The following is a 24,974-nucleotide window of genomic DNA, read 5'->3' as shown; positions in this document are numbered from 1 at the left end:
CGCTCCTTTAGTGGAAGTACTGGGGGTACTCGATGTAGGGGTCGTGCTCTGTGTGGTCGACCCACTGGTCGATGACCTGTTGAGGTGTGATGCCGGGGGTGAGGATGGTGTGTCCGTCGAAGACGCTGGTAGTGAACCACAGCACCAGATTCGGGTTGGGGTTCAGTGAGCGAACCCAGGCAGCGATATCGGTAGCCTCCTCAAAATCTAATGCGCCATCAGCGGAGATAAGCTTATTGTCGCGAAAATGACTGACGGTGACTGCCATGTCCTCGGGGTTGATGATGATGTCGACGTCAGTATCGCGCTCATACTCTCTCCATCTCAGGACCCTGCTCCCAGGCCATCTTTTGTTGGACTCGAGAAGGAAATTATTTCCGTCTATTATCGTCCCCGTTGCGCTAAGTTCTGGAAATAAGAAGCTAACACTCATGGTTTTTCTCGTGTCAAGATGTCATAGAATTGTGTAAACAGTCAAGGTGATATTTGGGATGAGGGCTTTTCTTGCTCTGTTTCCTAGGTATGTCGCAGTTTCGGGAGTGTTGGTCGCTGAGGCTTATTCATAGGGCTAGTCGGCGCTGGCAACTGTGCAGTTCGCATCACCTTCGATGGGTGCTGTGCATAAGCCCCGTATCCACATGCATCCCTTGAGTAATCCTCAAGGAGTAAAGGTGTCCAACCCTGCTGGTGGACTATAGTCGCTCGGTCCGGGTTCTCATGGTAGTGATCATCTGCTCGGTGGTGTATGCGTAGAAAGGAGTGTCGGCATATCGGCTGTAGTCCAGAATGCTTGTCAGGGTGTTCGTGATTCTCCTGCCATGTGGGCGGGTGCTCTGGGGAAGGTCGTTACATCTCTCCGCCTTCATCGAAGTAGCGCTGCTGTGCTTCGGCAAGGTCCGTCGTAGCAGGGGATTCGATGGTTGTGGACAGAAATCGCCTGGTGGCTGCGATGGCTACGCTTGCTCGAGAGGGCAGGTACCACTGCGTGATTGCCACGTCCTGGTCGGACTCTGAGTCCCCGGCTCCGTACATCGAGTTGAATGCACTGATGTAAGAGGCGTAGGTATTCTGAATCGTAGCCTGTATCTCGGGTGGAGCATCTTGTGGGAGTCGAGAACTCAATCTGAATCTAACTTTAGCGACTAGGTTTTTGTTTTCGACATCTATGCCGATGAAGCCGTCTTCGTCGCCGCTGCTGACTGGGGTGGTGAAGATGGTTCCGTCGTCGGGCGCAGGCCTCCATCCGAACTGGTCTCGCAGGGAGAAGGCCTCGGTGAGATGCATGGGCCACCTGTGCTCGGCGATGGCTCGGATGATCGCCACTCCTTGTTCCACTGGGTAGATTCGGAATTCGGGGTCACTGTTGGTCCGGGGGTCCTTCATGGCTTCGTACCTGTTGGAGGTGATGTGTCCGGATGGCCTTAGACTGGCGACCAAGGCCAGGCCGGGTGTCTGTTCCGTTTGGGAGTATTACTAACTGGCCGTACCTCGGGGCCTCGCATGCTGCTTGGGGGTTCACCATTGGTTGAGGATGGTGGGGTAGGTGTCGGGGGTGCCGAAGGTGAAGATGGCGCCGTTGCCCACAGTGGCGATGTTGGTGGCCAGCTGGGTGGCGCACTGGTAGTGGGGTGAGTCGGAGGCGAAGAACATCTTCCAACCTGGGATGTAGGTGTAGGGCTCTGGGGTGCGGTTGAGCGGGTGTTCCTTACGGGGCAGGGCCCCGATGATGTTGGGTGTGAACATGGTAGCGGTGGTGTGCATGTGGGTGTCGGGAACACTGTTTGGTGATGAGTTAAATTTCATAGTTCAAGCACCCACTGTTGGTCGTCGAGTGTGGGATGCATGGGTTTGTTAAATTTCACAATATGTCTCGCTATAGGACTTGGTTGCAGTGAATGAGGTGCATTGTCGCCGAATCAGATAATCAAGTGCATGAATTGCGCGGACTGCTTTCAGTTGCGCCGATGGTCTGCGAGGCAATGAATGGCCTGCAAGATTCTTTCTGTCTGCTCGGGAGAGTGGATGCGCATCTTGAGGTATGTTTGATTGAGGATGAGGGCTAGCGAAGCATGATGTGGAAGTGTCCAAGTGCAACACTGGCCGGCTTCATTGTTGAAGATGTCGGGCTTTCCGTACAGTTTTGATATGGCGTTCAGATAGTCAGTGTAGATTCTATTGACGACAGGAGTCGTGCTTGATATTAGTTCATCGGGAACACGGGGGGTGAGTTCCACATCGACGCCAGATATTATGGTTGGATTCAGTGAATCGAATCGGATGGTCCCGTTGTCGGTACTCCCGTAAGGGAGAGGGGTGCCGAACACCTCATCTTGCCCCAGCATGACCACCCAGTCGCATTGACTACAAAGAGTGAGGGCTTTCTCCCTGCTGATGGGCCAGGGTTGTGCGGCCCAGACCTTCACCAAAGCGGTTAAGTCGTCGGTGGAGTACGCGGAGACTTCGAGATCCATAAAACTTCTGTTGCTGCTCGTTGCGGAGAGGTTGTCCATACAGGCCTCCTATCGGCCATCAGTTAAGTATTGCGTCCACGGTTGCTTCTGGTGATCGGACGTACACCTCGATGAAAGTACTTCCCGGTGAAAGAAAGACGGAGGAGCCGTTCTGAAGAATCCAGTCCACATACAGGCCAGTTTCCTCGTATTCCTCCTTAGGGCGCCCGTAAAGTGATAAGAATGCACTCAGGTACTCTCTGTAGATTGAGCCCGTTATCGCTGTTGTTCTCTCCTCGAATCTAAGCTGGGCACGTGTGGTGACCATGACGTCAACACCTGAAGTAAGGCTTTGGTCGCCATAGTTAACGAGGATATGACCGTCGGGCTCTCCGTCGCTGACTGGAGTGCAGAAAGAGGAGTAGCAGCCGGGAGAGGCGGTCCATCCGCACTGGTCCCGTAATGTGAAAGCCTCCTGCATGGTCAAAGGCCAAGGGGCCTCCGTCCACGCTTTGATGATAGCTGCCATCTGATCTGGATGGTAAGCATAAAACGTAGTGCCAACCGATCTACTGTAGTCTCGAATTGCTATCGCACTGTTCACCGTAGTCTCCTCAGTGTGGCATTATGACATGGTGCTGTCACCTCACAGAGGTGTTGCACTAAAACCAGTCAGCGTGAGTTGGTCATGAGGGTTGGGGTCATATGCGTGTGTCCGGTGATGATTAGGGGATGTCGGGGCCGTACTCGTTCTCGTAGTATTTCCATAACGCTTCACTTTCTGTTTCGACGGGAGAGCAGATTTTAATTTTAATAAAAGTCGCGACAGAGTAGAGGGTTATCGACGCATTACTATGCAGCGTCCATGTAGAATATGGCCCGGTGCTGTAGGTGTCGTCTTCGGGCGGGCCGTATAGCGCCGATAGTGAGCTTCGATAGTTTGTGTATATGGACTGTGTGATGGTGGATATCTGTGACGACTTTAGCTCGATAGGGGCTCTGGTGGTCATTCTGGAGTTGATGGTGCCTACTAGGTTGCCGTTCTTAATATCTTTCGTGATAGCTCCGTCCAACTCCCCATTGCTCACCTGGGTGCTGAATAAGGTGCCGTCGCCAGGGGCGGGGATCCAACCGCACTGGTCGCGGATTGCGAAGGCCTCAGCGAGGGTGATGGGCCAGGCGTGCTCGGCCCAGGTTCTCACGATGGTGACCATCTGCTCGGTGGTGTATGCGTAGAAAGGGGTGCCGGCATACCGGCTGTAGTCCAGAATACTCGGTGGGGTGCTCATGCTTCTCCTGTCATCAGACTAGAACTTATCGATGTTTTGCTGCAGGTGTCGGATCACCTCGGGTGTCAAGGTGAAGGGCTGCTCAGTGATCCTAGTCAGCTCTGGGGTCTTGGTTCTCATGACCTTGATTGTCAACCTGGTTTGGCCGCTCTTGACTCCCTCCCACACGTCAGGATGATCATGGAAGTACTGCGCGAAACGAGGATCGCTCAGCATGCGATCCCTAGTATAAGCAGGGGTGCCCTGCCTGGCTGTGCCTTCATAGATTGTCTGCCGCAGAGTTGAGCTGAGGCGACTCGTCCCGCCCTTGTACTCGCTGATGACAACTTCATCACCGTTCGAGCTGATCGCCATTCCGTCTAGCCATCCGCTGGGAGCGGTGCCGTTGTTCACTGGAACGTTCGTCGAGAGGAACTCGTCAGGTATGCGGTAACCCTGCGACTTAAGATATTCTTCACCTCCGATCTCCCCGGCGCGCGTCGTTGCGGCATACCAGTCTCTTCGAGCGTCAAGACGTTCTTTGGCGATTTGTCGTAGTTTTTCAGTGGTTTCCAGGTCGTAACCTTGCTGCTCTAATTCGAGGATTGTACCTTCGTAGGTGTCTGATTGGTATTGCTTTATGGTGTGACCCTCGGGGAGTTGGCGTCTTAACGCCCTGGTAGCCGCGTAGTGGTCTGCTTTTCGTCGTGCCCGATAGTCGAACAGGTACTGAATCTCGGAAGCTCGGGGGCTGCTCAGCGGGTTCCACTTCGGGAGCTTGCGCACGGCGGCTTCTTCTCGGGCGAGAGTGCGTGCGGTTTTGGCGGCGTAGCCGGCGCCGCGCAGGGCTTTGCCTCCGGGGAAGACGGCCATGGCGGCCATGCCGGTGTCGGTGATGACTTGGAGGTCGTTATGGGTGTCCAGGTAGTGGCCGGTGGTGCCCTGGGGGTCGCGCATGAGCTGGGCGGAGGGGCGGGCGGCGTCCAGGGCAGAGGCGATCCCGAGTCCCACGCTGAAGGCCAGGCCAAGGCTACCCCCGGACAGGAAGACGGCGATGGCGCCGATGAGGACCAGGGCGGCCTTCTCAATGGGGCTCATGGACTCCCAGACCTGTCCGAGCATATCCAGGATGCCGGCGAACCAGAGGGTGGGCAGCCCGTTCAGACGCTGGTCGAGCTCGCTCACCGCAGGCGGCACGACGGTGTAGATGATCCAGGCTCCTGCCAGGGCCGCCGCTGCGGCCAGGGCCGAGGTGGCCCAGCGGTGGGGGCCGGCGTCGAGTGCTCGTCGTGCGGCCAGGTCGCGGGCGATGCGATGCTCGGCCCAGGCCTGCAGGAACAGGCGGGGTCGGCGGGCGGTGGCCGCCTGAGTCAGGGCGAGCCTGAGCCTGTGGGCCCTGGCCCTGGCGGCGGCTGCCGCCTCGACGACGTCGGCGCCCCACCTGCCCACAACGCCACCAGGCGTGCCCTGGGGCGCGCCCGGCCCGCCACCCGGCTCGGCGAGCGTGCGCGCGTAGCCGCCCAGGCGCATCACCCGGGCATCCAGGAGGACCGCGACGACGAGCATCACCAGGAGCAGCCAGCCCCGGCCCTGACCAGAACCAGCCATGCTGCTCGTGGTCCCGATGATCGGCCAGGGAGGCTCACCCTTGGTAGCGCCCCAAGCCTTAATGACAGGCTCGTCCGAGGTCCAGCTGATGTTGAAGGATCTGGAGTTTGTCGCCATGTGGTCGACGATCGCCACCCACAGCACGCCCAGCGGCAGGCCCAGGGCTGCGCAGCGCAGGGCGACCCCGAAGGCGGGGTAATGGTGCCTGGCGCGCCACCACAGGTGCCGCGCCAAGCCGATGCTCACGGCCACCAGGCCGGTGACAATGGCGTGCCCCGCATAGGTCACTGGGCCGGGGAACGCGTCGGAGAACGGCCAAAGGCTGAAGGTATGAGCGTGTATGCACTCGATGATTCCCTCTGGGTCCTCGGGACATATCGCCTTGGACAGCTGCAACCCCGGGGTGTTTCCGAGGACGTACGTCAGGCGCCGGGCGACCTCCTCGACCGCCATGAAGCCCGCCCCGCAGGCGACCCCCAGGACGAGCCAGTCCTGAATGAGCAGCCGGCGCACCCGCCCTGGGGCGATGACCGCCACCAGACAGATGGGGGCGAGCTTGGCCAGCTCCTCGACGACGCCGGCGATCACGACCTGCGAGGCCGCATGGTCCACCGGTACTCCCGCCGCGGCGGCGACCTGGAAGGAGAGCCACCCAACAGCCCCGGCCCACGGCATGGACAGGGCGAAGAAACCCGAGCTCATGCCCCAGGAGACGGTCTTGCCCCGCGCCAGCCAGAAGCAGACCGCCACGATCCAGAAGCAGCCGATCCAGGCGCCCAGCACCGTCCGGGCCACTGGCGATACGGCCAGCGTCGCCGCCACGATCAGCAGGCTCACCCAGGTCAGCACCATCCGGACCCGCATCAGGATGCGGAAGGCCCGGAACTGCAGAAGGAAGCCGCCCAGGCGTTCCCACCACTCCAGGCGCACCGGTGCCCCGTTCAGGTTCAACGAGGACGCGGCCGAACGATCAGTGGAAGAAGACGCCGGCGCGGCAACCGGCACGGGCCCTGCCCCCGCCACCGACTGCTCAGGTCTCGTCGCCGTCACTGGTGCGGGCATCAGCCCGTACTGCCCCGATGACGCCGGGGCCGCCGCAGGGGCGGGAGGTACGGCGTCGGCCGGAACACCTCCCGACGGCGCCACCCGACCGTAGCCGGGCGCTGTCGCCGGCCCGGACGGGTGGCCCGTATAGGTGCCGCTGGAGCTCGGCATGATCCCGTACGACGCATCCGACGCATGGCCATGGCCACCAGGACCCTGCTCCCCAGGCGCTGGGGCGGCGGACCGGCCGGCCTCCGCGGCTCCCACCGGAGGTTCTGCCGTGAGTCCACCCGGAACAGACGGGTACGGGGAGGTGCCGCCCGGTGCGGCCGGCGGGACCGGCCTTGGCGCCCCAAGAGCGGCAGGTCCCTCCTCGGCGGGGACGCTCCCGCTGGGCGGCGCCGGTGCCGCATGCCGTCCCTGTCGTGGCCACTCCGGAGCCGCATGCTGTCCCCGGGGCCATCGCTCCTGCTCTGGCCCCTGGCCGCGCGAGACCGGCACGTATCCCTGGCCGTTATCGTTCAACGCCGACCCCTCTCTCACGCGACGGTCAGTGGTGTGACCAGTTTGTTATCAACCGGTTGGAAGAGGGGCGGTTTTCCCGCAATCCCGTTTCCTTCGCCGTCGTCAGGGGTAGTGCCCACCACAGGGAATCGTTGACGCCCCTAGGGCTACCCTTCTCAGACGGGGCGTTCGTCGCCTGGGCGGCACCGTCCGGCACCACCCCTGACACTCGTCAACCCGCCCCACGTCTTCACCACTTCAGGACATGACTCGCACGACCTCACTGCGCCGCCCCGGTGGTGGCCTCTTCGCCTCCTTGAGATTCCACAACTACCGGATCTGGTTCCTGTCCGCCCTCGTGGCCAACACCGGAACCTGGATGCAGCGCGTGGCTCAGGACTGGCTGGTGCTGCGCGTCCTCACCGACGACTCCGCCTCCGCCACCGGTCTGACCACGGCTCTGCAGTTCCTCCCCATGCTGCTGCTGTCCGCGCACGCCGGCCTCGTCGCCGACCGGGTCGACCAGCGCAAGTTCCTCATCCTCACCCAGAGCGCCATGGGGCTGGTCTCCGCCGTCCTCGCCGTCGACGTCCTGGCCGGTACCGCCCGCCTGTGGCACGTCTACCTGGCCGCCTTCCTCACGGGTGTCGCCGCCGCCTACGACGCCCCCGCCCGCCAGACCTTCGTGGCCCGGATGGTGCCCGCCGAGCACCTGTCCAACGCGGTGGGCCTCAACTCCGCCTCCTTCAACGCCGCCCGCCTTCTGGGGCCGGCCCTCGCCGGCGTCGTCATCACCTGGGTCGGCGCGGGCTGGGTCTTCGCCGTCAACGCCGCCACCTTCGTCTTCCCGGCCGCGGCGCTGGCCGCCATGCGCGTGAGCGAGCTCGTGGACATGCCCCGCGCCCGCCGCGGCGCCGGCCAGCTCCGCGAGGGCCTGGCCTACCTGCGCGGCCGTACGGACCTCGTCGTCATCATCGCGGTGGTCGCCGTTGTCTCCATGCTCACCCTCAACTTCCAGGTCACCATGGCCGCGATGGTGCGCACCGTCTTCCACCTGGAGTCCGACGCCTACGGCACCGTCTCCTCAGTCTTTGCCGTCGGCTCCCTCTCCGGGGCCCTGTGGGCGGCCAGGCGCCGCAACCCCCGCCCCCGAACCGTCGTGGTGGCGGCCCTCGCCCTGGGAGTGTTCACCCTCCTGCTGGCCGTCATGCCCACCTACCCGACCTTCATGGTCATGACCATCCCGGTGGGCCTGTGCGTGCTCACCCTCCTGACCAGCGCCAACCAGACCGTTCAGATGACCACCGAGCCGTCCATGCGTGGGCGGGTCCTCAGCATCTACATGATGTTCTTCCTGGGGTCGACGCCGGTCGGCGCCCCGCTCATCGGCTGGGTGGCCGACGCCTGGGGGCCGCGTATCGCGATCGCGGTCGGCGGCCTGAGCGCTGTCCTCACTGCGCTGGTGGCCGCCGCCTGGAGCTACAGGCACTGGAACCTGTCCCTGCACTACTCCTCCACCCGCCCCTACCTCAGGTCTGCACCGAAGCCGCCGCAGACCCGGCAACCGGGGACCCGTGGCGACGGCTGACGCTGACTGACGCTGACTGATGTCGACTAGCACCGACCGACGCCGGCTCATGTCACTCAACTACCGCTTGACCGGGCCGCACATGCCGCCGAGCGAGTAATACGTACGCTACCCGTGGCGCATCTCCGAGACACTGGGGAGGACTCCCCAGCCGAGGATCGGCGCGCTTTCAGGTGGTGCTGGCCCACATCACAGGATGCCGCCTATCCTGTCAAGGAACGCGGTTCGGTGAGCGAGCCCTTCCGAAGGCATCGAATAGCCGCGGTAACCCACCTCAAGCAGGAGCCCACCCCCATGACCGAGCTGATCGACACCACCGAGATGTACCTCAAGACCGTCTATGAGCTTGAGGAGGACGGCGTTCCGCCGCTGCGCGCCCGCATCGTCGAGCGTCTCGACCACTCGGGCCCCACGGTCTCCCAGACGGTGGCGCGCATGGAGCGTGACGGCCTCATCAAGGTCGCCGATGACCGCTCCCTCGAGCTCACTGATGAGGGACGCAGACGCGCCACCGACGTGATCCGCAAGCACCGGCTCGCTGAAAGGCTGCTGCTGGACGTCATCGGCATCGAGCGCCGATTCGTCCACGAGGAGGCCTGCCGCTGGGAGCACGTCATGAGCGAGCAGGTCGAGGAGCGCCTCGCCGTCATCCTCGACGACGTCTCCACCGACCCCTTCGGCAACCCTGTCCCGCCGCGGACCGCGGAGCACCCGCGACCCTCTGCCGATGAGGTCAGCGCGGACCGCTTCGCCGGCCGTGAGACCGTCACGGCTGTCATCAGCCGCATCGGGGAGCCGATCCAGGCCGATGCGGAGATCATCGCCGGCCTCGAGGACGCGGAGATCGTCGCCGGAGCCGAGGTGGAGCTGCGTGTCAGCGCCGGCGGGGTGCGGCTCGTCGGGTCCTCCGGTGACCCCGTCGTCCTGGGCGACGACGTCGCCCGACACCTCTTCGTCCGGCGCTGAGCGACGGCGCTCAGCCTCCCTGCCAGAACTCTCAAGAAAACCTGAAAATACTCTGTGCAGGCAGGGGATTGGGGGAGGTGACCCTCGTTTCAGAATGCGAGACGTGAGGTGCTGCCTCGCAGTCCGGGCGATGGTCGTGCAGTCGTCCTCCCTGAGGTGTCTCACAGGTGTCGAGACGGAGGGCCTGTGTTGGGGCCCTGTCGAGGTGTGTGTGATTTTTCCGCAGAATGCTGAGCATTTTCGGTTTCAGTTGCGGGGGCTCAGATGGACCGACGTCCCTGGAGCAATATGGAGAAAAGCGAGAAGCGCTCCAAAGTGCTTCGGCTCACAACAGTGTGCGACACCTGGCCGTGACGAAGTGAGGGTCTGTCATGTAGCGTTCAGGTCGTTGCCGCAGACAACCGTCTCGGTGACGTCTCGGATCGGGGCTTAGTCCTGCCACTCGATCTGAGGCACGTGGAACCAACAACTCAAGTGGCAGGAACGGGGGAACCAACTACCGGCCGCTGAGGCGAACAGCCGAGGCGGCCTTGGGGTGAAGCCCGCGTCTGCGGGCCGGACGTCTCCAGTCCGAACCCGACAGCTCACCTCGTCGGCTCAACAGGAGAAAGCATTCATGTCCTCACGCACCACCGCACGTCACCGCAAAGCCACCCGCGCCCTTACCCCACTGGATGACTTTGCTCCCACCGCGCGCCGCGGTCTGGCTGTTGCCGCTTCGTCCGGCCTCGCCCTGACCATGATCGCTTCGGGAGCCAACGCCGCCGGTCACAGCGAGGTCACCTCCTCCGGCACCATTGAGGCTTCCGGTGTGACCCCCGGAGTGGGCATCCTCGCCGCCAACGCCCGCGAGGCCCTGGCCGCCCGCCAGCAGATCACCATCGCCCAGGCCAACTGGGTCACCGAGGCCGCCCCGCAGGTGGAGGCTGTCGCCCCCGCCGCTCCTGCCGCCCCGGAGACGCCCGCCGCTCCCGAGGCCCCTGCTGAGCAGGCCGCTCCGGCCGAGCAGCAGGCCCCCGAGGCTGCCGCCCCGGCTGCTGCCGACCAGGGTGCTGACACCGCTGCCGCCGACGCGCAGGCCGCTCAGACCGCCCAGGCCTCCGCGCCCGCCAGCACCTCCAACTCCTCTGTCGTGGCCATCGCCATGCAGTACGTGGGCTCCCCCTATGTGTGGGGCGCCTCCGGCCCGAGCGCCTTCGACTGCTCCGGCTTCACCTCCTACGTGTACGCCCAGGTCGGCATCAACCTGCCCCGCACCTCCGGCGAGCAGGCCGTGGCCGGCACCCAGGTGTCCGCCGCTGAGGCCCAGCCCGGCGACCTCGTCACCTGGCCCGGTCACGTCGGCATCTACGCCGGTGACGGCAAGGTCATCGACGCCGGTGACGAGTCCACCGGTGTGGTCTACCGTGACATCTGGGGCTCCCCGAGCTTCGTCCGCGTCGGCTGATCCCAGACGCTGAAGTCCTGACCGTGAGGGGTGGGCGCCATGAGGCGCCCACCCCTCACGGCGTGTCAGGAGGAGGGGTGGAGTTGGTCGTCGGGGCGTGTCATGGGAGCAAAACGAGGACAACCTCGTCATGTGGTGGTCCCCACACCCCTTTTCGGGGCAGAATGTTCCTTGGGTCGTAGACCGTGATCTCGAGAAAGGGCAGATCCCATGACTGATGACAACGTCGTCCTCGTCGGAGTCGATGGTTCACCCGAGTCCCTGGCGGCAGTGGACTGGGCTGTGGCGCGCGCTGAGTGCCAGGGCTGGCGCGTCCACATCCTGTGCGCCTACTCCCTGCCCTCCTTCACCACCGCCTCCCTTGACGGCGGCTACGCGGCGCTTGACGACTCGGCCATCAGGTCCGGGGCCCAGGCCGTCATCGACGAGGCCGTTGAGCGCGTCAAGAAGTCCGGCGTCACCGTCACCTCCTCCCTGGAGACCGGGGACCCGGCCGGGGTCCTCGTCGACCTCTCCGAGGAGGCGACGCTGGCCGTCGTCGGCACTCGGGGAGGCGGCGGCTTCGCCGACCGGCTCCTGGGCACTGTCTCCTCCGCCCTGCCCGCGCACAGCCACTGCCCGGCCGTCGTCGTACCCCAGCACCATGAGGGCGCCGACTACACGCCGGTACGCCGCATCGTCGTCGGCGTCGACGGATCCTCCTCGGCCCGCAGGGCCCTCAAGTGGGCCGTGGCCGAGGCGGAGGCGTGGGGCGCCGAGCTCACCGCCATCGCCGCCGTGCCGATGGCCTCCGGGGCCGGGGCGCTCGCCTGGCTGCCGGCCGCCGTCGACCGCGAGCAGGTCCTGGTCGACGTCCGCTCCGGGCTGGACCGCGCCATCAACGAGGCCCTCGAGGGCCACGAGGGCGTCACAGTGCGCCGTCACGCCCTGGACGGCAACCCGGCCGAGCTCCTGGCCGAGTTCTCCACCGCCGTGGACCTCATCGTCGTCGGCTCGCGTGGACGCGGGGGCTTCTCCGGACTGCTGCTGGGCTCCACCAGCCAGGCCGTCCTGTCTCACGCCTCGTGCCCCGTGCTGGTCGCACCCACGCACCACGCCAAGGGGGAGCGGCGCACCTCGCGCACCTCCACGCCGTGGGGTCGGGCCTGAGGCTCCACCCGCCGCGGCGAGCCCGCCTTCACTCGCCACGGCGCCACCCCGAAGCCCGAGTGGTCATGGGCGGGGCGATCCGCTGGTAGTCTTCCGCCCAGGCCCTCGTAGCTCAGGGGATAGAGCACCGCTCTCCTAAAGCGGGTGTCGTTGGTTCGAATCCAATCGAGGGCACTGACACCAGCGGGTCCGGTCGGCGTTCCTGCACGGTGGCCGGAGACGCATCGAGCGCCGGCCGATGCCGATCAGCACGTGCCGGCGTGGGCCCATGGGGCGTGCCACGCCGCGGTGCGTCTCCACGCTCAAGAGTCGATCGGCCTATATCTTGAGCATATGACGCCTTCGTTCTTCTCCTTCGGCCGCAGACGGCGCGATGCTGCCCTCCGGGAGGATGAGCGTAAGGGTGCCAGAACTTCGGCCGGATCAGATCAAACCGCGAGCCGGCGGCGTTTTGCCGCGGACCTGGGAGCCTTGGCCGCGGCGCCGAGCAAGCCCGAGCCCGCCACCGAGCCTGCACCTCCCAGCCCCGTGCGCCCCGCTCCCGCACCGCCGCTGAGCGCGACCGACGTCGAGCGGCGCGAGCGCATTGACGCGGCCCTGTCCGCCTGGCGCGGCCAGCTCGTGGACCTGGGGGGTGTGGCGAGCCTGGATGACATCACCATGCTCGACGGCGTCGTCGACCTCACCGCCGCGCACCCCTCCGGCCTGGCTCAGCTCTACGCCGGCCGCCCCACCAACCTGTCCAGCATCGTGCGCGAGCGCAACGCGCTGGGCGAGGCCCGCCAGTCCCTGCGCGAGGTCTCGGCGCGAACCGACGTCCTGGCCCGCCAGTTCGGCGTCGCACCGGTCTACCTCGCCATCGGGGTGGCCACCTGGAACGAGACGATTCCCGAGGACGGTGAGGAGGACAGTCTTCACCTGGTCGACGGCGTCTCACCGGAGGCGGACCTGACCGCCCAGATCCCGCACGTCGAGCGCATCGCCGCCGAGCACGCCGCCCGCAACGCCCTGGCCGCCGCCGGCCTGACCGTCCCCGAGGTCCCCTCAGGGCCACGCGTGCGCACCGTCAACGCGCCCGTCCTGCTGCGGCCCGTGCGCCTGGTCAGCGCCACCGCGGACGCCACCCTCACCCTCGACCCCACCATCGAGGTCAACCCGGTCCTCACCCGGGCCCTGCGCCGCTACCAGTGCAGCACCGACATCGGGGACATCGCCCGCGCCGCCCTGTCCTCAGCGGGCTTCACCCCGCGCTCGGCCCTGGCCCGCATCGGTGCCCTGGGGCGCCAGTACCTGCCCGGCTTCGAGATCCACGAGCGCCTCGTCGTCGGGGCGTTCGTCCACCCCGGACAGGCTCTGGTGGAGGACTTCGACGCCGTCCTGGAGCGCTCGCGCACCTCCGCCCTGGTCGCCGCCATCGCCGGGGACGAGGGCGCCCGCGAGGCCCTCAGCGTCGAGCTTCCCCCGGCCGTCCCCACCGACCGGGTCCCCGGCGCCGAGCGCGGCGTGGGCGACCTGGAGCCCGCCCAGCTCGACGTCATCGAGGCGGTGGGCACTGGCGCGAGCTTCCTCGTCGATGCGCCCCCCGGCTCCGACGTCGCCGGCACCCTGGCCGCCGTCTTCGCCGACGCCGCCGCCTCCGGACGCACCGTGCTGCACGTGCCCGCCACCAGCGCCGACGGGCACGCCGTCGCGGCCGCCCTACGCGAGGAGGGGCTGGGCTCCATGGTCCTGGACCTCACCGAGGACGCCGCCTGGCGCCAGCACGCCTCCGAGGGCATCCGCGAGAGCCTGGGCGTCCAGCCGCCCCAGCTCGACGTCGCCGGGATCATCGCCTCGCGGGACCGCCTCACCTCCGTCCGCTCCCGCCTGGACCGCTACGTGCGCGCCCTGCACAGGCCCCGCGAGCCCTGGTCGGTCTCCGCCTACGAGGCACTGCAGAAGCTCGCCGAGCTCACCAGCCGTCGCGACCGGGCGACCACCCGGGCCCGCATCGACGCCGAGCACCTGGGCCGCCTCGACGAGGAGCGCCGGGAGCGCGCTCTGGCCCTCCTGCGCCGCGGGCACGCCCTGGGGCTGTTCGCCCCGGAGGTCTCCTCCAGCGCCTGGAACGGGATCCCGGTGGAGGACATGGACGAGGCCACCGACGCGCTCGTCCACCTGCGCGCCCTGGCCAACGACCTGCTGCCCACCATCCAGGAGCACACGGCCGTGGTCACCCGCACCACCGGCCTGAGTCGGGCCCGCAACCTGGGCCAGTGGATCGAGCAGCTCGACATGTTCGACGGCGTGCGCGAGTCCCTGGACGTCTTCCTGCCCGAGGTCTTCGAGCGCTCCGCCGCCGACATGGTCATCGCCACCGCCTCCAAGCGCTGGCGCGACGAGCGGGGCATTCACATGGACGGCTCGCGGCGCCGGCGCTTCACGCGGCAGGCGGGCGACCTGGTGCGGCCGGGCCGCGTCGTCGACGACCTGCACGGCGAGCTGGTCAAGGTCCAGCGCCGTCGCGAGGTGTGGCGCCGCCACGACCCCGATGGCGGCTGGCCCCGTCTGCCTCAGGGCCTGGACGAGATGCGGCGCACCGCCGGGCGGGCGCGCGGCGCCGTGACCGAGGTTCAGCCGCTGCTGGGGCGCGCCCAGGACTCCCCGGTGCTCATGGAGATGCCCCTGGAGGATCTCCTGGAGCTGGCCCGCTCTCTGGCAGCCGACGACCTCACCGCACAGAGGCTCCCCGAGGTCAACCGCATCCGCACCGATCTCGAGGCCCTGGGGCTGAGCGACTTCGTGGCCGACATGGCCGCCCGCAGCGTCGAGGACGACCAGCTCGAGCCCGAGCTCACCTACTGCTGGTGGTCCTCCCTGCTGGCGCAGACCCTCGCCGCCGACCCCGATCTTGGCGGTCTCGACGCGCGCGCCCTGTCCCAGATGGCCGTCTCGCTGCGCGAGCTCGACGCCGCCCACACGCGCTCCCTGTCCGGTCCCGTGGCCCAGGCCTGCGCCCGGCGGGTGCGGGCCGCCGTCGAGGAGGACAAGGCCGATGCCCGCGCCCTGTACATCGCACTGGCCCGTGAGGACGGCGTCCCGCTGCGGGAGATCATCGACGCCCACCCCATGGCCCTGCTGGCCCGGCCGATCTGGATCGTCCCGCCCACGCTCGTGCCCCAGATCTTCTCACCCACCGCGGTGGTGGACCTGGCCGTCCTGGACGCCTCCACGCCCATGCCGGTCCCGCAGGTGCTGCCCGCCTTCGTGCGCGCCGAGCAGGTGCTCGTCGTCGGCGACTCCCGGCGCGCGACGACGGGGCTGGCCGCCGAGCTCGGCCCGCTCCTGCCCTCGCGCACCCTGCCGACGGCCCGCAACAGCCTCGACGCCGGCATCGCCTCCTTCCTCGCGGCCAATGGTTACGAGGGGGTCGTCGAGGCCGTGCCCTCCCCGCCGGGGGACACCTCCCTGACCCTGGAGCTCGTGGACGGGCGAGGCATGCCTGCGCCCGGGCAGACCGCGGTCGAGACGGTGGAGGCCGAGGTCTCCCACGTCGTCGACATGGTCATCGACAGGGCACTGACCCGACCCGAGGAGTCCCTGGCCGTCATCGCCCTCAACCGCCTGCACGCCGACGCCCTGCGCTCGGCCATCACCCGGGCGGCCGCCGGGGCCCCGGCGCTGGAGGAGTTCTTCGCCCCTGGGGCGGTCGAGCCCTTCACCGTCGTCGAGCTGGCCGAGGCCCGTGCCCTCCAACGCGACCACATCATCATCTCGGTGGGTTACGCCAAGACCCCGCACGGGCGCACCATCCACAACTTCGGGCCCGTCTCGGACCACAGCGGCATGGTGGGGCTCGTCGAGGCCCTGTGCGCCTCGCGGGGCAGCACTCAGGTGGTCTCCTGCCTGGCCGCCGGGGACATCGACCGCGACCGTCTGCGCGCCCCGGGTGCCCGCCTGCTGCGCGAGGTCCTGGCGCGGGCCGAGGACTCCTCCCAGTCCGGTAACTCCGCCGGCAAGGTGCCCGACCGACTCCTGGTGGACCTGGCTGAGCACCTGTGGCGCAAGGGCCTGTCGGTCGTCCCCCGCTACGGGACCGACGGCGGTGTGCGCATCCCGCTGGCCATCGGCCACCCCGACTACCCCGACGAGCTGCTCGTGGCGGTCCTGACCGACGACGTCGACTACATCTCCGAGCCCAGCCTGCGTCGGCGTGACCGGCACCGTGTCGAACGCCTGGAGCGACGCGGGTGGCGCGTCCACATGGCCTTCTCCGCCGGGGTCTTCGTGGACCCGGAGGCCGAGGCGAGGGCCGTGGAGGAGCTCGTCCTGGCCGTCCTGATGGAGCGCCAGGGCGAGGCCGCACCGACGGCCATGGAGGCCGTGCCCGACCGTGTTGACGACTCGGTGCGCGCCGTCCCCGAGACGCCCGAACCCGAGGGCGATGAGGCCCATGAGCGCACCGAGCGCCCCCGTATCGCCCAGGGGCTGCCGCTGCAGGCCTACTCCGACGACCAGCTCGATGACCTCATGACCTGGATCCGCTCCGACGGCGTGGGCCGCTCCGAGGCCGGGGAGGTCGAGGAGCTGAGGAGTGCGCTGGCTCTGCGTCGCCGCGGCTCGGGGATCGACGCCGTCCTGGCCAACGCCGTGCGGCGCACCCGCTGAGTCGCACGAGCGGTGCTGAAGGACATAGAGAACGACCGTGATGCCGTGAATGACGCCGCTGTGACAGACGGATCGGACCGGGGACGGGGCTCAGAGGCGGAGTCCGCAGACAGTGCCGTGACGCCTGAGCGCGGGATCACGAGGCGTCGCCGTCGGGTCGTCGCCCTGTCATCCCGGGACCAGGAGCGTGTGGCGCGCGGCGAGAGCCCCGAGGATCTGGCAAGGGCGGACTACGAGCACGACGCCCTCAGCGGCCCCGCAGAGGGGCTCGACGCCCCGGCTCCCGGTGGTGCCGGCTCCAATGACGCCCGCCTCCGACGCGACGTGCCCCCGCACTGGGGCTGATAGCGAGCCGCCGCGAGGGAAAAGCGCGGGAAAGCGGAGGGCCTCGCCGATCCTCATGATCGGCGGGGCCCTCCGCTGACGCGATGATGAGATCGCTGCGGGACTCAGCGCCTGGCGGCGTTGGCCGAGAGCAGGTCGCGGATCTCGGTGAGCAGCTCGACGTCGGTGACCTCGTTGGCCTCCTCCTCGGCCTTCTCCTTGGCCAGGCGCGCCTTGAGCTTGTTCATCGGCAAGACAATGGCGAAGTAGACGGCGGCGGCCACGAGCAGGAAGTTCACCACGGCAGTAATGATCGTGCCGGGCTGGACGTACTCGGTGGCACTCGCGGTGATCTTGAACTGACCGACGGAGTCGAAGTTCGGCTGACCGATGAGCTGACCGATGATGGTCATGATGACGTCCGTGATGGCGTCAACGATCGGCTTGAACGCGGCACCGATAATGACGGCGACGGCGAGCTCGAGGGCGTTGCCCTGCGCAATGAACTCCTTGAATCCCTTGAACATGGCGATCCTTTCTAGCGGCGCGGGCAGACGTCTGCCGGGGTTGCGCCATCGGGGGGGGGCTGGAAGTGATAGCGTCTTATCATTCGCGTAAGACGCCGCAGCGGCATTACGGGCTCAGCGCAATGCCGAGCGTGCTATTCGTAGCCGCGCCGACTACCAGAGTAGCGCTACTCGCAGGAATAGCCAGTGTGATAAGTGTTACTTTCTTGTTTCCTGTCCATCGGCCGTCCTCTCCGGCCTGTTGAATCATCATCACTCTTGCTCCGGAACAGAGAACTGCGCTGTGCGTTCCAAAAGGTCCAACAGGCATTCCTTGGGAAACACTTTGAGAAGGCTCCTGAATTCCTGGTGATTCCTGGTTGGAAGATGAAGAAGACGTGTCGGGGCCGGCTGAGGGGCTCATTGTTGAGCTGTTCTCCGGGCTGTTCTGCGTGGTCGGGGTCTCTGTCGGCTCGGCGGGATTCTGTGCCGGTGCGCCCTGAGAGGCCTCGTCCTGCGCCTGTGGGCTCCATCCCTCGGGGGCCTGCCCGATGACGTCCACCCGTGCGCCGGGGCGGGCCAGCTCGGCTCCGACGTCGACGGGTACCTGAACCAGCCGCTCATCGGCTCCCAGCTCCTGGGCCATGCCGCCGCTGGTCATCGAGGCGGTCAGCACCGTGCCCTTCTCCAGGGAGATGGCCGCACGGCTCCCCACCGCCTGCCCCGTGGAGGTCAATGGGGACTGGGGGAGCGACCCGGCTGGAAGCGTGCTGGTCGAGACGTCCTGATCGGTGAGGAGCGCCCCGGCGCTGATCGCGCGTGATGCGACGAGAACCTGCTGTCCCCGTTCAGGACCGGGACGCAGCACGCTGAGGGCCACCAGGACCGCGGTTCCCAGACAGACGGCCACCACCAGGTGGCGATGCCGCCACAGCAGGAGCGAAGGACGCCGCACGCCCCACCGGCCCGGACGGGGTGGGTGGGAGCCGGACCTCGAGGAGCGTGGCGACTCGGTGCGGGGATCCTGAGGCTCCTGGTGGGACGTGCTGAGAGAGGGGCGGCGGGGCAGTCCATGACGACGACTCATGCCAACAGGGTCGGCTGCCGGCTGCGGCCTGGCACGCGCACTTCTCAGCGCTGTGGACAGAAGCCGCCTCCGGGAGCCTGTGGCCCCCGGGAGCCGGCGGCAGCAGTGATCTCAGGACTCCGGGGACATGGTGTGCGCCGGCGACCCGGTGGCCAGCAGGAACCACTCCTGGGCCGTGATGACGGCGTCCACGTGCTCGTCGTGCTCCTCCATCGGCAACGGCCCGGGCACCAGCTCCTCGGGGTGGAGGATGGCGAAGGTGTGGACGTCGGGGGAGCGCAGAGGCAGCATCCGGTCGTACCAGCCGCCACCCTGCCCCAGGCGGCGCCCAGCGCTGTCCACGGCGAGCGCCGGAATGAGGAGGGCGTCGACCTGGCGCACGGCCTCGGCCGGCAGGGTGGGGCCGCTGGGCTCCGGAGGACGCCTCGGTGCCCGCTCCGCCAGGTCCTCACCGCCCTGGAACAGTCCCCAGCAGCGCGCCAGGCGAGGTCCGAGCACCGGCAGCAGGACCTTGACACCGGCCTCGTGAAGCCGTTCCAGCAGCAGCCGGGTACAGGGCTCGGCCCCCACCGACACGAAGGCCGCCACCTTCTCCGCACCGGCCACCGCCTCCAGAGCGTGCTCGGTCAGCGCATCGCAGGCCGCCGTGTGACCCTGCGCCGGGTGGTGGTGATGGGCGCGGCGGTGCGCCCGCAGCACCTTGCGCAACTCGTCCTTGGCGTCGTCAACCTCGAGTCGGCTCGTATCGGGAAGGTCCAGCGCGCCGGTCTTCATGGGCCCATCCTCGCAGGTGATGACACATCGCGCCTGAATCGTTCGTCCCGGCGGGGCACGGTGCGCGTCGTCAACCTGACGGTAACCTGAGTGCCATGAGAACAGTGGCCGAGCACCTGGCCGCCTGCCTGGAGATCGCCCAGGCGGCAGCGCCCCTCGACGTGGTCCTTCCCGACGCCGTTGGATGCGTCCTGGCCCAGGACGTCGTCGCCGGAATCGACCTGCCCGCCGTGGACCTGGCCGGACAGGACGGCTATGCCGTCATCGCCAAGGACGTCGCCGAGGCGGACCGGAACAACCCGCTTGTGCTCGACGTCGTCGATGCGGTACGCGCCGGTGACATGCGCCCCTGCCACCTCGTCTCCGGGGCCGCCGTCCTTATCGACTCCGGAGCCCCCATGCCACTGGGCGCCGATGCCGTCGTCCCCTGGGCCGACACCGACCGCGGTGAGTCCCGGGTGAGCATCCACCGCTCCATCGCATCGGGCGACAACGTCCGTCGCCGTGCCGAGGACGTGAAGTCCGGAACCACCGTTCTCAAACGGGGATCGCGCGTCAGCGCCCGTCAGGTGGCCCTCCTGGCGGGCCTCGGGCTGCACCGGGTGCGCGTGCGTCCCGCCCCACGCGTCGTCGTGGTCTCCATCGGGGACGAGCTGGTCGAGCCCGGCCAGTTCCGCGAGGCCGGGGACGTCTTCGACGCCAACGGTCACGCCCTGGCCTGCGCGGTCACCGACGCCGGCGGTCAGGCCTTCCGCGTGGCCGCCGTCCCCGACGAGCTGCGCGCCCTGGCGGACACCATCGAGGACCAGCTCGTGCGCGCCGACGTCCTCATCACCACCGGGGGCCTGAGCGTCGGGCAGGGGGACACGGTCAAGGAGGTCCTGGCGCCCCTGGGCTCGGTGCGTTTCGACGCCGTCGCCATGTCCCCGGGCAGGCAGCTCGGCGTGGGGACGGTCGAGGGCACCCCGATCTTCTGCCTGCCCGGCGACCCGGTCAGCGCCCAGATCGCCTTCGAGACCTTTGTGCGCCCGGTCCTGCGCCAGATCGCCGGACGCACCTCCCTGCACCGCTCCAGCCTGCCGGCCACCATCTCCGAGGGCTGGCACTCCCCGGCCGGCAAGCGCGAGTTCGTCCCCGTGCACGTCAGCGGCTCACCCTCCCGCGGATACCGCGCCGAGCCGACGACGCCGCCGGGCACCGTCCGGCTGCACGGCCTGTCGGAGGCCAACGCCATCGCCGTCGTGCCCGAGGACACGAGCACCGTGGTGTCCGGAGACACCCTCCACTGCCTCCTGCTGGACGCCTGATGCCCACCCCGCGCTCGACGCCTCGTGACGGCTCCCTCGGTGGCGGAGCCCGGCGAGCCCTCGCCGGCCTGCTGCTCGGGGCCGGCTCACCGGCACGCTTCACGTGGCCGGTGAGTCTCGAGCCCGCACCGGCGGCCCACGAGGAGCGGGCATCCGGTGCCACGCAGGCGCCCGGGCGCCCCTCGGTCGTCGTGCGCGAGCTGCGAGCCGACGATGAGGCGCCCTGGAAGGCGCTGCGGCTGGCGGAGAACGACCGGCTCGTCCCCTGGGAGGCCACCCTGCCGGCCGGCGGCGGGGAGGCGTTGAGCACCTTCCCCGTCTTCCTGCGCCGCCAGACGCGCCGGGCCAGGCTCGCCGAGGCGATGCCCTTCGTCGTCGAGGTCGATGGTGCCTTCGCTGGGCAGATCGCCGTCGACCCGATCATCTGGGGCGCCACGCGCAGCGCCCAGGTGGGCTACTGGATCGGCTCGGCCTGGCAGGGGCGCGGGATCATGCGCCTGTCGGTGGCTCTCGTCCTCGACCACCTGCTGGGGCCGGTGGGGCTGCACCGGGTGGAGATCAACGTGCGCCCCGAGAACGAGCGGAGCCTGGCGCTGTGCCGTGGTCTTGGTCTGCGCGATGAGGGGCTGCGCCGCGGCTACATGCACATCAACGGCGCCTGGGCCGACCACGTCTCCTTCGCGGCCCTCGCTGAGGAGGTCCACGGGCCGGATGGTGCCGGTTTCGAGCAGCGACTCACGCGCGGGTGACCCTTTTTCGCAGCATGCGCGCAGACGTAGGCGAGGATGCTCCCGGGGTGCGGCGGGTGCGCCGAGGGTGCGTTTGGGGTGGCTGTCGGCAGATCAGTCACGACGTGCTCAACGAGGCGGAAGAAACGTGTGTGACTCATGTGGCGACGGAGATGCAAGGCTGACAGTGTGACGTCGTGAATCCCAGGTATTTCGAAGGAAAGCCGGAGTGTTCCTGCGCGGGGAGGAGGGCGGGCGCGCTTACGGTTGCTGTGTGGGAATCGAGATCTGGGCAGTCATCGCCCTCATCACGGTTCTCTCCGTGTACCTCCTTCCGCTTTTAGTGGGGCGCCGCGAGATGGCTCGCCGCTCCAACGTCCAGGACCGCTACTCGGCTGAGCTGCGGGTCCTGGCCACAGGTGCGGCCGCCGTCGAGCGTGACGACACCTGTGCGAGCAGTGGGCATGCGGAGCTCTTTCGACGTCGACCGGAGGTGAGGGTGATGAACAGGCCCGCCGTGAGGAATGTGCGCGCCCTGCGCACCGAGCGCGAGCTCGACCGTGCCCGCCAGGCTCACGCTCAGGGGCGTGAGCGCCGTCGGGTCGCCGCCTCGCACCGCGGGATCGTCGCCAGCGTCCTGCTCGGAGTCTCGCTCGGCGCCTGGGTGCTGGGCCTCGTCACGGCGCTACCGTGGTGGCCCGCCCTGCTGCCCACTGCACTGCTGGGAACCTCGATGGTGGCCGGACGTCGAGCCGCGCTGGCCTCGGCCGCGGCCGACCGCCGTGAGCGCCGCCGCATCGCCGAGCTCGAGCAGACCCTGGTGACCCTGACCGGCCGGCGCTCATCGGCCTCGGTCGTTGCCGCGCCCCGTTCCGTCGTCGACGGCGCGCGCAGCGGCGCCAGTGCCTCCAGCGGCCCCAGCAGCTCCGCCGACGCTGTCAGTGACAGTGCGGCCTCGCCCTCCGTGTCGGTTGAGTCCGTCGAGTCTGTTGGGTCCGCGGGTGACTCCGGCGCGCAGGACCCCTTCATGGAGCGCCTCGCCCGCGAGGGCGCCCAGCGGCCGGCCGTGCGCTCGACGTCGTCGCCCCGGGAGGCCGCCGGCGCGGTGCCGGCTGAGTCCGCTGAGTCCGCCGCGTCTCCTGAAGCCGTCGCTGACAGTCCCGCCGAGGCGACCGGCACTGCTGCTGTCCGCCCCTCCCGGACCATCGACTCCGAGGAGGAGCGTCTGGCCAGGCTCGACGCCGACCTGGATGCCGAGACCGCCGCAGCCGTGGTCGCCGAGCGCGAGGCGACCCGCCGCGCCTCGGTCCACGTGCCCTCCCGCCACGCCGGCCGGGTCTCCCGGAACATGGGCGTGCGCGAGGCGGTCTCCCGCGACGGCGACGAGGAGAGCTCGCCGCGCACCAAGGACTTCGTCGCCTCCCTGTCGACCCCGACCTCCCACAGCCTGCCCGGTTGGGGCAGGCTCTTCGCCGAGGCGACCGCCATTGAGCAGGAGGCGCGGGAACGGGATGCTGCGGCATCGTCGTCCCCTGAGGCGGTTGCGCCGGCCCGGCAGGCCGCTGCGGCCTCCCCTCAGCCCGCCCCTGAGGAGGCCCGGCCGGTCGCCCGTCCGCAGGCCCCTGCTGCTGCACCGGCTGAGGCTGAGGAAGTCGTCAAGGAGGAGGTGACGACGTCGACCCCGCCCCAGGGCTGGCGTCCGGTCCACGTGCCCGCCCCGACCTACACGCTGGCGGCCCGGGCGCCCCGCCGCTCCTACGCCGACCCGGTGGTCGACCCGGGCACCTCCGCGCCGGTGCCCGCGCGTCCGCAGTCGGCCCGTGCCTACATCCCCGCTCCGGTGGAGGACGAGGAGGAGCTCTTCCACCCCATCGACCTCGATGCCATCCTCGAGGGGCGGCGCGCGGCCGGAGAGTAGTGCGGAGACTCCCACGGCACGTCGTCGGGCGGCTCCGGTGCGGTGGGCGGGCTCACCGCCACTGAACTTGCCAGAACTGCCGGCGGCGATGCTAGGATCGGTCCGCACTTGGGGCTATGGCGCAGTTGGTAGCGCGTCTCGTTCGCAATGAGAAGGTCGGGGGTTCGAATCCCCCTAGCTCCACCACCTCGAAGGTCTGCCCCGCCAGGATCCTGGCGGGATAGTTTTGTTTCTATCATGACTTTCGCTGGAACATCGATGTTGACTGCTTGACTGCGCGAGGATGATGGCTGTAGGCAATTTGGGGTGTAGGCGGCGTTCTCTTCGTCGTCGACGGTGATGCGGGCGGCCCAGGGGGTCGGCAAAGTCGGTGGGTGGGGGGCTGAGCTGCTTTGACGGGGTGGTGTGTCGTTGAGGCGGGGACGCGGGCCCCGTGGGGACGATGAGTGGTGTCTAGTCATCCCCTCGTCCTGGGAGCCCGCGCTGATGCCATCCTCTACCACGACCGCTTTGTCGCGCCAGCCCTTGATCCAGGTTCTCAGGAACATCACCGGCCCCCGGGACAGGTGGGGTGCGCGCTTGAGGCCTGCCCGCGGTCCTGTCCCTGGCCGTGGCGGGGGTGCTGGCCGGATGCCGGAGCCTGACGGCGATATGGGAGCACGCCACCGACCTGACCGCTGCCGACCTGGAGGCCCCGGGGCCTACCAGAGGGGCAGGCTTTACCGTCGGAGTCAACGATCCGACGGGTCCTGCACGACCTGGACCCCGCAGACCTCGATGCCCACCTGATGGCCTGGTTCTACACGCGTACCGGCACCATCAACGGCCGCAGGGTGATCGCGGTGGACGGCAAGACCATGTGCGGAGCGCGCAGGGGCGAGGATCCGGCGCCGCACCTCCTGGCCGCCTTGGACCACGCCACGGGCGCCGTACTGTCCCAGCAGCGGGTGGCCGGCAAGTCCAACCAGAGGTCCCCGCACTCAGGGTCCTGCTTGAGCCCCTCGACCCAGGCGGGGTCGTGGTGACCACCGACGCGATGCACACCCAGGTGGACACCGCCCAGTGGATCCGCGGGCGTGGTGGCCACTACGTGCTGACGTCTCTGGACAACCAGAAGACCCTTCGTCGTACATTGAAGGCTCTGCCCTGACAAGGACGTCCCATCCATCTCCTCGGTCGAGCGCTCCCACGGTCGGCGGGTGCGGCGCACCGTCAAGGCCGTCGAGGCCCCTAAGTGGGTGGACTTCCCGGGGTCTGCTCAGGTGGTCCAGGTCCGCCGCACCCGAACCATCAAAGGCCGCAAGTGTGTCGAAGTGGTCTACCCGGGCGTGCTCCCTGCCCGTGACCGACGCCCAGCCCGAGGCCGTCGCGGCCTGGGGCCGCGGGCACTGGGGGATAGAGAACCGTCTCCACTGGATCCGGGACGTGGTCTTCGATGAGGACCGCCACCAGCTGAGCACCTGCAACGGACCCGAGACCATGGCCGCCCTGCGTAACCTGGCCATCAGCCTCATCCGCCTCTTCCTCGGGCCCGGAGTCTCCATCGCCTCAACCACCAGATCCCTATCCAGACGCCCCACACAAGCCATCAACCTACTGACCCAACCAACCCCCTAAAACCGCCTTTGCCGACCCCCTGGCCTGACCACCGACCAAGCG

Annotated in this window: 21 protein-coding genes, 2 tRNA genes, 1 pseudogene and 1 riboswitch; of the genes and pseudogenes, 14 read left to right on the top strand and 10 right to left on the bottom strand. The window is 67.8% G+C overall.

Translation table 11 applies throughout. From position 1 onward, the window contains the following. Nucleotides 1-7: 7 nt before the first annotated feature. The 7 genes and pseudogenes from FBF36_RS12115 to FBF36_RS12085 form a co-directional block, all read right to left on the bottom strand. Nucleotides 8-433 carry a hypothetical protein gene (locus FBF36_RS12115; protein WP_009394399.1) on the bottom strand — a complete coding sequence of 142 codons (426 nt, stop codon included), beginning with the start codon at nucleotides 431-433 and terminating at the stop codon, nucleotides 8-10. A gap of 413 nt (nucleotides 434-846) precedes the next feature. Further along, on the bottom strand, nucleotides 847-1,383 hold the full coding sequence (locus FBF36_RS12110; RefSeq protein ID WP_009394396.1) for a DUF6301 family protein: 537 nt from the start codon (nucleotides 1,381-1,383) through the stop codon (nucleotides 847-849). 132 nt (nucleotides 1,384-1,515) lie between these two features. Next, nucleotides 1,516-1,770 (bottom strand): annotated as a pseudogene (locus tag FBF36_RS12105) (hypothetical protein); the annotation flags it as partial. A gap of 182 nt (nucleotides 1,771-1,952) precedes the next feature. After that, nucleotides 1,953-2,510 carry a DUF6301 family protein gene (locus FBF36_RS12100; protein ID WP_138137627.1) on the bottom strand — a complete coding sequence of 186 codons (558 nt, stop codon included), beginning with the start codon at nucleotides 2,508-2,510 and terminating at the stop codon, nucleotides 1,953-1,955. A 19-nt stretch (nucleotides 2,511-2,529) separates the two neighbouring features. Then, nucleotides 2,530-2,979: a DUF6301 family protein gene (locus FBF36_RS12095; protein WP_138137625.1), complete on the bottom strand. Its 450-nt coding sequence runs from the start codon at nucleotides 2,977-2,979 to the stop codon at nucleotides 2,530-2,532. Between the two features lie 196 nt (nucleotides 2,980-3,175). Further along, complete coding sequence (locus FBF36_RS12090; RefSeq protein WP_050792631.1) at nucleotides 3,176-3,739, bottom strand: DUF6301 family protein; 564 nt, start codon at nucleotides 3,737-3,739, stop codon at nucleotides 3,176-3,178. An 18-nt stretch (nucleotides 3,740-3,757) separates the two neighbouring features. Then, nucleotides 3,758-6,541, bottom strand: coding sequence for a PrsW family glutamic-type intramembrane protease (locus FBF36_RS12085; protein ID WP_225792371.1), 2,784 nt, complete (start codon nucleotides 6,539-6,541; stop codon nucleotides 3,758-3,760). A 598-nt stretch (nucleotides 6,542-7,139) separates the two neighbouring features. Between FBF36_RS12085 and FBF36_RS12080 the strand changes: the two genes are divergently transcribed. The 7 genes from FBF36_RS12080 (at nucleotide 7,140) to FBF36_RS12050 (ending at nucleotide 17,016) form a co-directional block, all read left to right on the top strand. Further along, on the top strand, nucleotides 7,140-8,462 hold the full coding sequence (locus FBF36_RS12080) for an MFS transporter (RefSeq protein WP_009394005.1): 1,323 nt from the start codon (nucleotides 7,140-7,142) through the stop codon (nucleotides 8,460-8,462). Nucleotides 8,463-8,756: 294 nt separating this feature from the next. Then, nucleotides 8,757-9,428: a metal-dependent transcriptional regulator gene (locus FBF36_RS12075; RefSeq protein WP_009394004.1), complete on the top strand. Its 672-nt coding sequence runs from the start codon at nucleotides 8,757-8,759 to the stop codon at nucleotides 9,426-9,428. A 457-nt stretch (nucleotides 9,429-9,885) separates the two neighbouring features. Beyond that, a riboswitch (cyclic di-AMP (ydaO/yuaA leader) is annotated at nucleotides 9,886-10,041 on the top strand. 3 nt (nucleotides 10,042-10,044) lie between these two features. Continuing rightward, a complete protein-coding gene (locus FBF36_RS12070; RefSeq protein ID WP_138137623.1) occupies nucleotides 10,045-10,875 on the top strand; it encodes a C40 family peptidase in 831 nt (276 codons plus the stop codon). Between the two features lie 210 nt (nucleotides 10,876-11,085). Then, complete coding sequence (locus tag FBF36_RS12065) at nucleotides 11,086-12,024, top strand: universal stress protein (protein ID WP_075376113.1); 939 nt, start codon at nucleotides 11,086-11,088, stop codon at nucleotides 12,022-12,024. A 101-nt stretch (nucleotides 12,025-12,125) separates the two neighbouring features. Next, a tRNA-Arg gene (locus FBF36_RS12060) sits at nucleotides 12,126-12,198 on the top strand. A 159-nt stretch (nucleotides 12,199-12,357) separates the two neighbouring features. Further along, the gene (locus FBF36_RS12055) at nucleotides 12,358-16,671 is read left to right on the top strand and encodes a DNA helicase (protein ID WP_138137621.1); all 4,314 of its coding nucleotides are present in this window, start codon (nucleotides 12,358-12,360) and stop codon (nucleotides 16,669-16,671) included. Nucleotides 16,672-16,731: 60 nt separating this feature from the next. Further along, nucleotides 16,732-17,016: a hypothetical protein gene (locus tag FBF36_RS12050; protein ID WP_225792370.1), complete on the top strand. Its 285-nt coding sequence runs from the start codon at nucleotides 16,732-16,734 to the stop codon at nucleotides 17,014-17,016. Nucleotides 17,017-17,120: 104 nt separating this feature from the next. Here the strand turns inward: FBF36_RS12050 and mscL are convergent, their stop codons facing one another. The 3 genes from mscL to FBF36_RS12035 all read right to left on the bottom strand — a co-directional run bounded on the left by mscL (nucleotide 17,121) and on the right by FBF36_RS12035 (nucleotide 19,362). Beyond that, nucleotides 17,121-17,522, bottom strand: coding sequence for a large conductance mechanosensitive channel protein MscL (gene mscL, locus FBF36_RS12045; RefSeq protein ID WP_009396082.1), 402 nt, complete (start codon nucleotides 17,520-17,522; stop codon nucleotides 17,121-17,123). A gap of 106 nt (nucleotides 17,523-17,628) precedes the next feature. After that, nucleotides 17,629-18,414, bottom strand: a complete 786-nt coding sequence (locus FBF36_RS12040; RefSeq protein WP_075376116.1) for an SAF domain-containing protein — start codon at nucleotides 18,412-18,414, stop codon at nucleotides 17,629-17,631. A gap of 285 nt (nucleotides 18,415-18,699) precedes the next feature. Then, entirely contained in the window at nucleotides 18,700-19,362 is a 663-nt protein-coding gene (locus FBF36_RS12035; protein WP_009396086.1) for a 5-formyltetrahydrofolate cyclo-ligase, read from the bottom strand. A 95-nt stretch (nucleotides 19,363-19,457) separates the two neighbouring features. Here FBF36_RS12035 and glp point away from each other — a divergent pair, with 95 nt between their 5' ends. From glp to FBF36_RS13580, 7 genes are all read left to right on the top strand, one after another. Further along, on the top strand, nucleotides 19,458-20,669 hold the full coding sequence (glp, locus tag FBF36_RS12030) for a gephyrin-like molybdotransferase Glp (RefSeq protein WP_009396088.1): 1,212 nt from the start codon (nucleotides 19,458-19,460) through the stop codon (nucleotides 20,667-20,669). Continuing rightward, entirely contained in the window at nucleotides 20,669-21,418 is a 750-nt protein-coding gene (locus tag FBF36_RS12025; protein WP_225792369.1) for a GNAT family N-acetyltransferase, read from the top strand. The genes glp and FBF36_RS12025 overlap by 1 nt, the downstream gene beginning before the upstream one ends. Before the next feature lie 253 nt (nucleotides 21,419-21,671). Beyond that, on the top strand, nucleotides 21,672-23,315 hold the full coding sequence (locus FBF36_RS12020; protein WP_225792368.1) for a hypothetical protein: 1,644 nt from the start codon (nucleotides 21,672-21,674) through the stop codon (nucleotides 23,313-23,315). 110 nt (nucleotides 23,316-23,425) lie between these two features. Beyond that, nucleotides 23,426-23,501: transfer RNA gene (locus tag FBF36_RS12015), tRNA-Ala, on the top strand. A 602-nt stretch (nucleotides 23,502-24,103) separates the two neighbouring features. Then, complete coding sequence (locus FBF36_RS13585) at nucleotides 24,104-24,340, top strand: hypothetical protein (RefSeq protein ID WP_225792367.1); 237 nt, start codon at nucleotides 24,104-24,106, stop codon at nucleotides 24,338-24,340. Further along, nucleotides 24,334-24,465 (top strand): hypothetical protein, encoded by a 132-nt coding sequence (locus FBF36_RS13710; protein ID WP_009396723.1) that lies wholly within the window; start codon nucleotides 24,334-24,336, stop codon nucleotides 24,463-24,465. The genes FBF36_RS13585 and FBF36_RS13710 overlap by 7 nt, the downstream gene beginning before the upstream one ends. A 155-nt stretch (nucleotides 24,466-24,620) precedes the next feature. Beyond that, on the top strand, nucleotides 24,621-24,932 hold the full coding sequence (locus tag FBF36_RS13580) for a transposase (protein ID WP_225792366.1): 312 nt from the start codon (nucleotides 24,621-24,623) through the stop codon (nucleotides 24,930-24,932). Nucleotides 24,933-24,974 lie beyond the last annotated feature (42 nt).

Source organism: Actinomyces sp. oral taxon 171 str. F0337 (assembly GCF_005696555.1).
In the GTDB taxonomy this organism is placed as follows: domain Bacteria; phylum Actinomycetota; class Actinomycetes; order Actinomycetales; family Actinomycetaceae; genus Actinomyces; species Actinomyces oris_E.
Note: the sequence above shows the minus strand (reverse complement) of the source record. Positions and strands in the feature narration are given on the sequence as shown.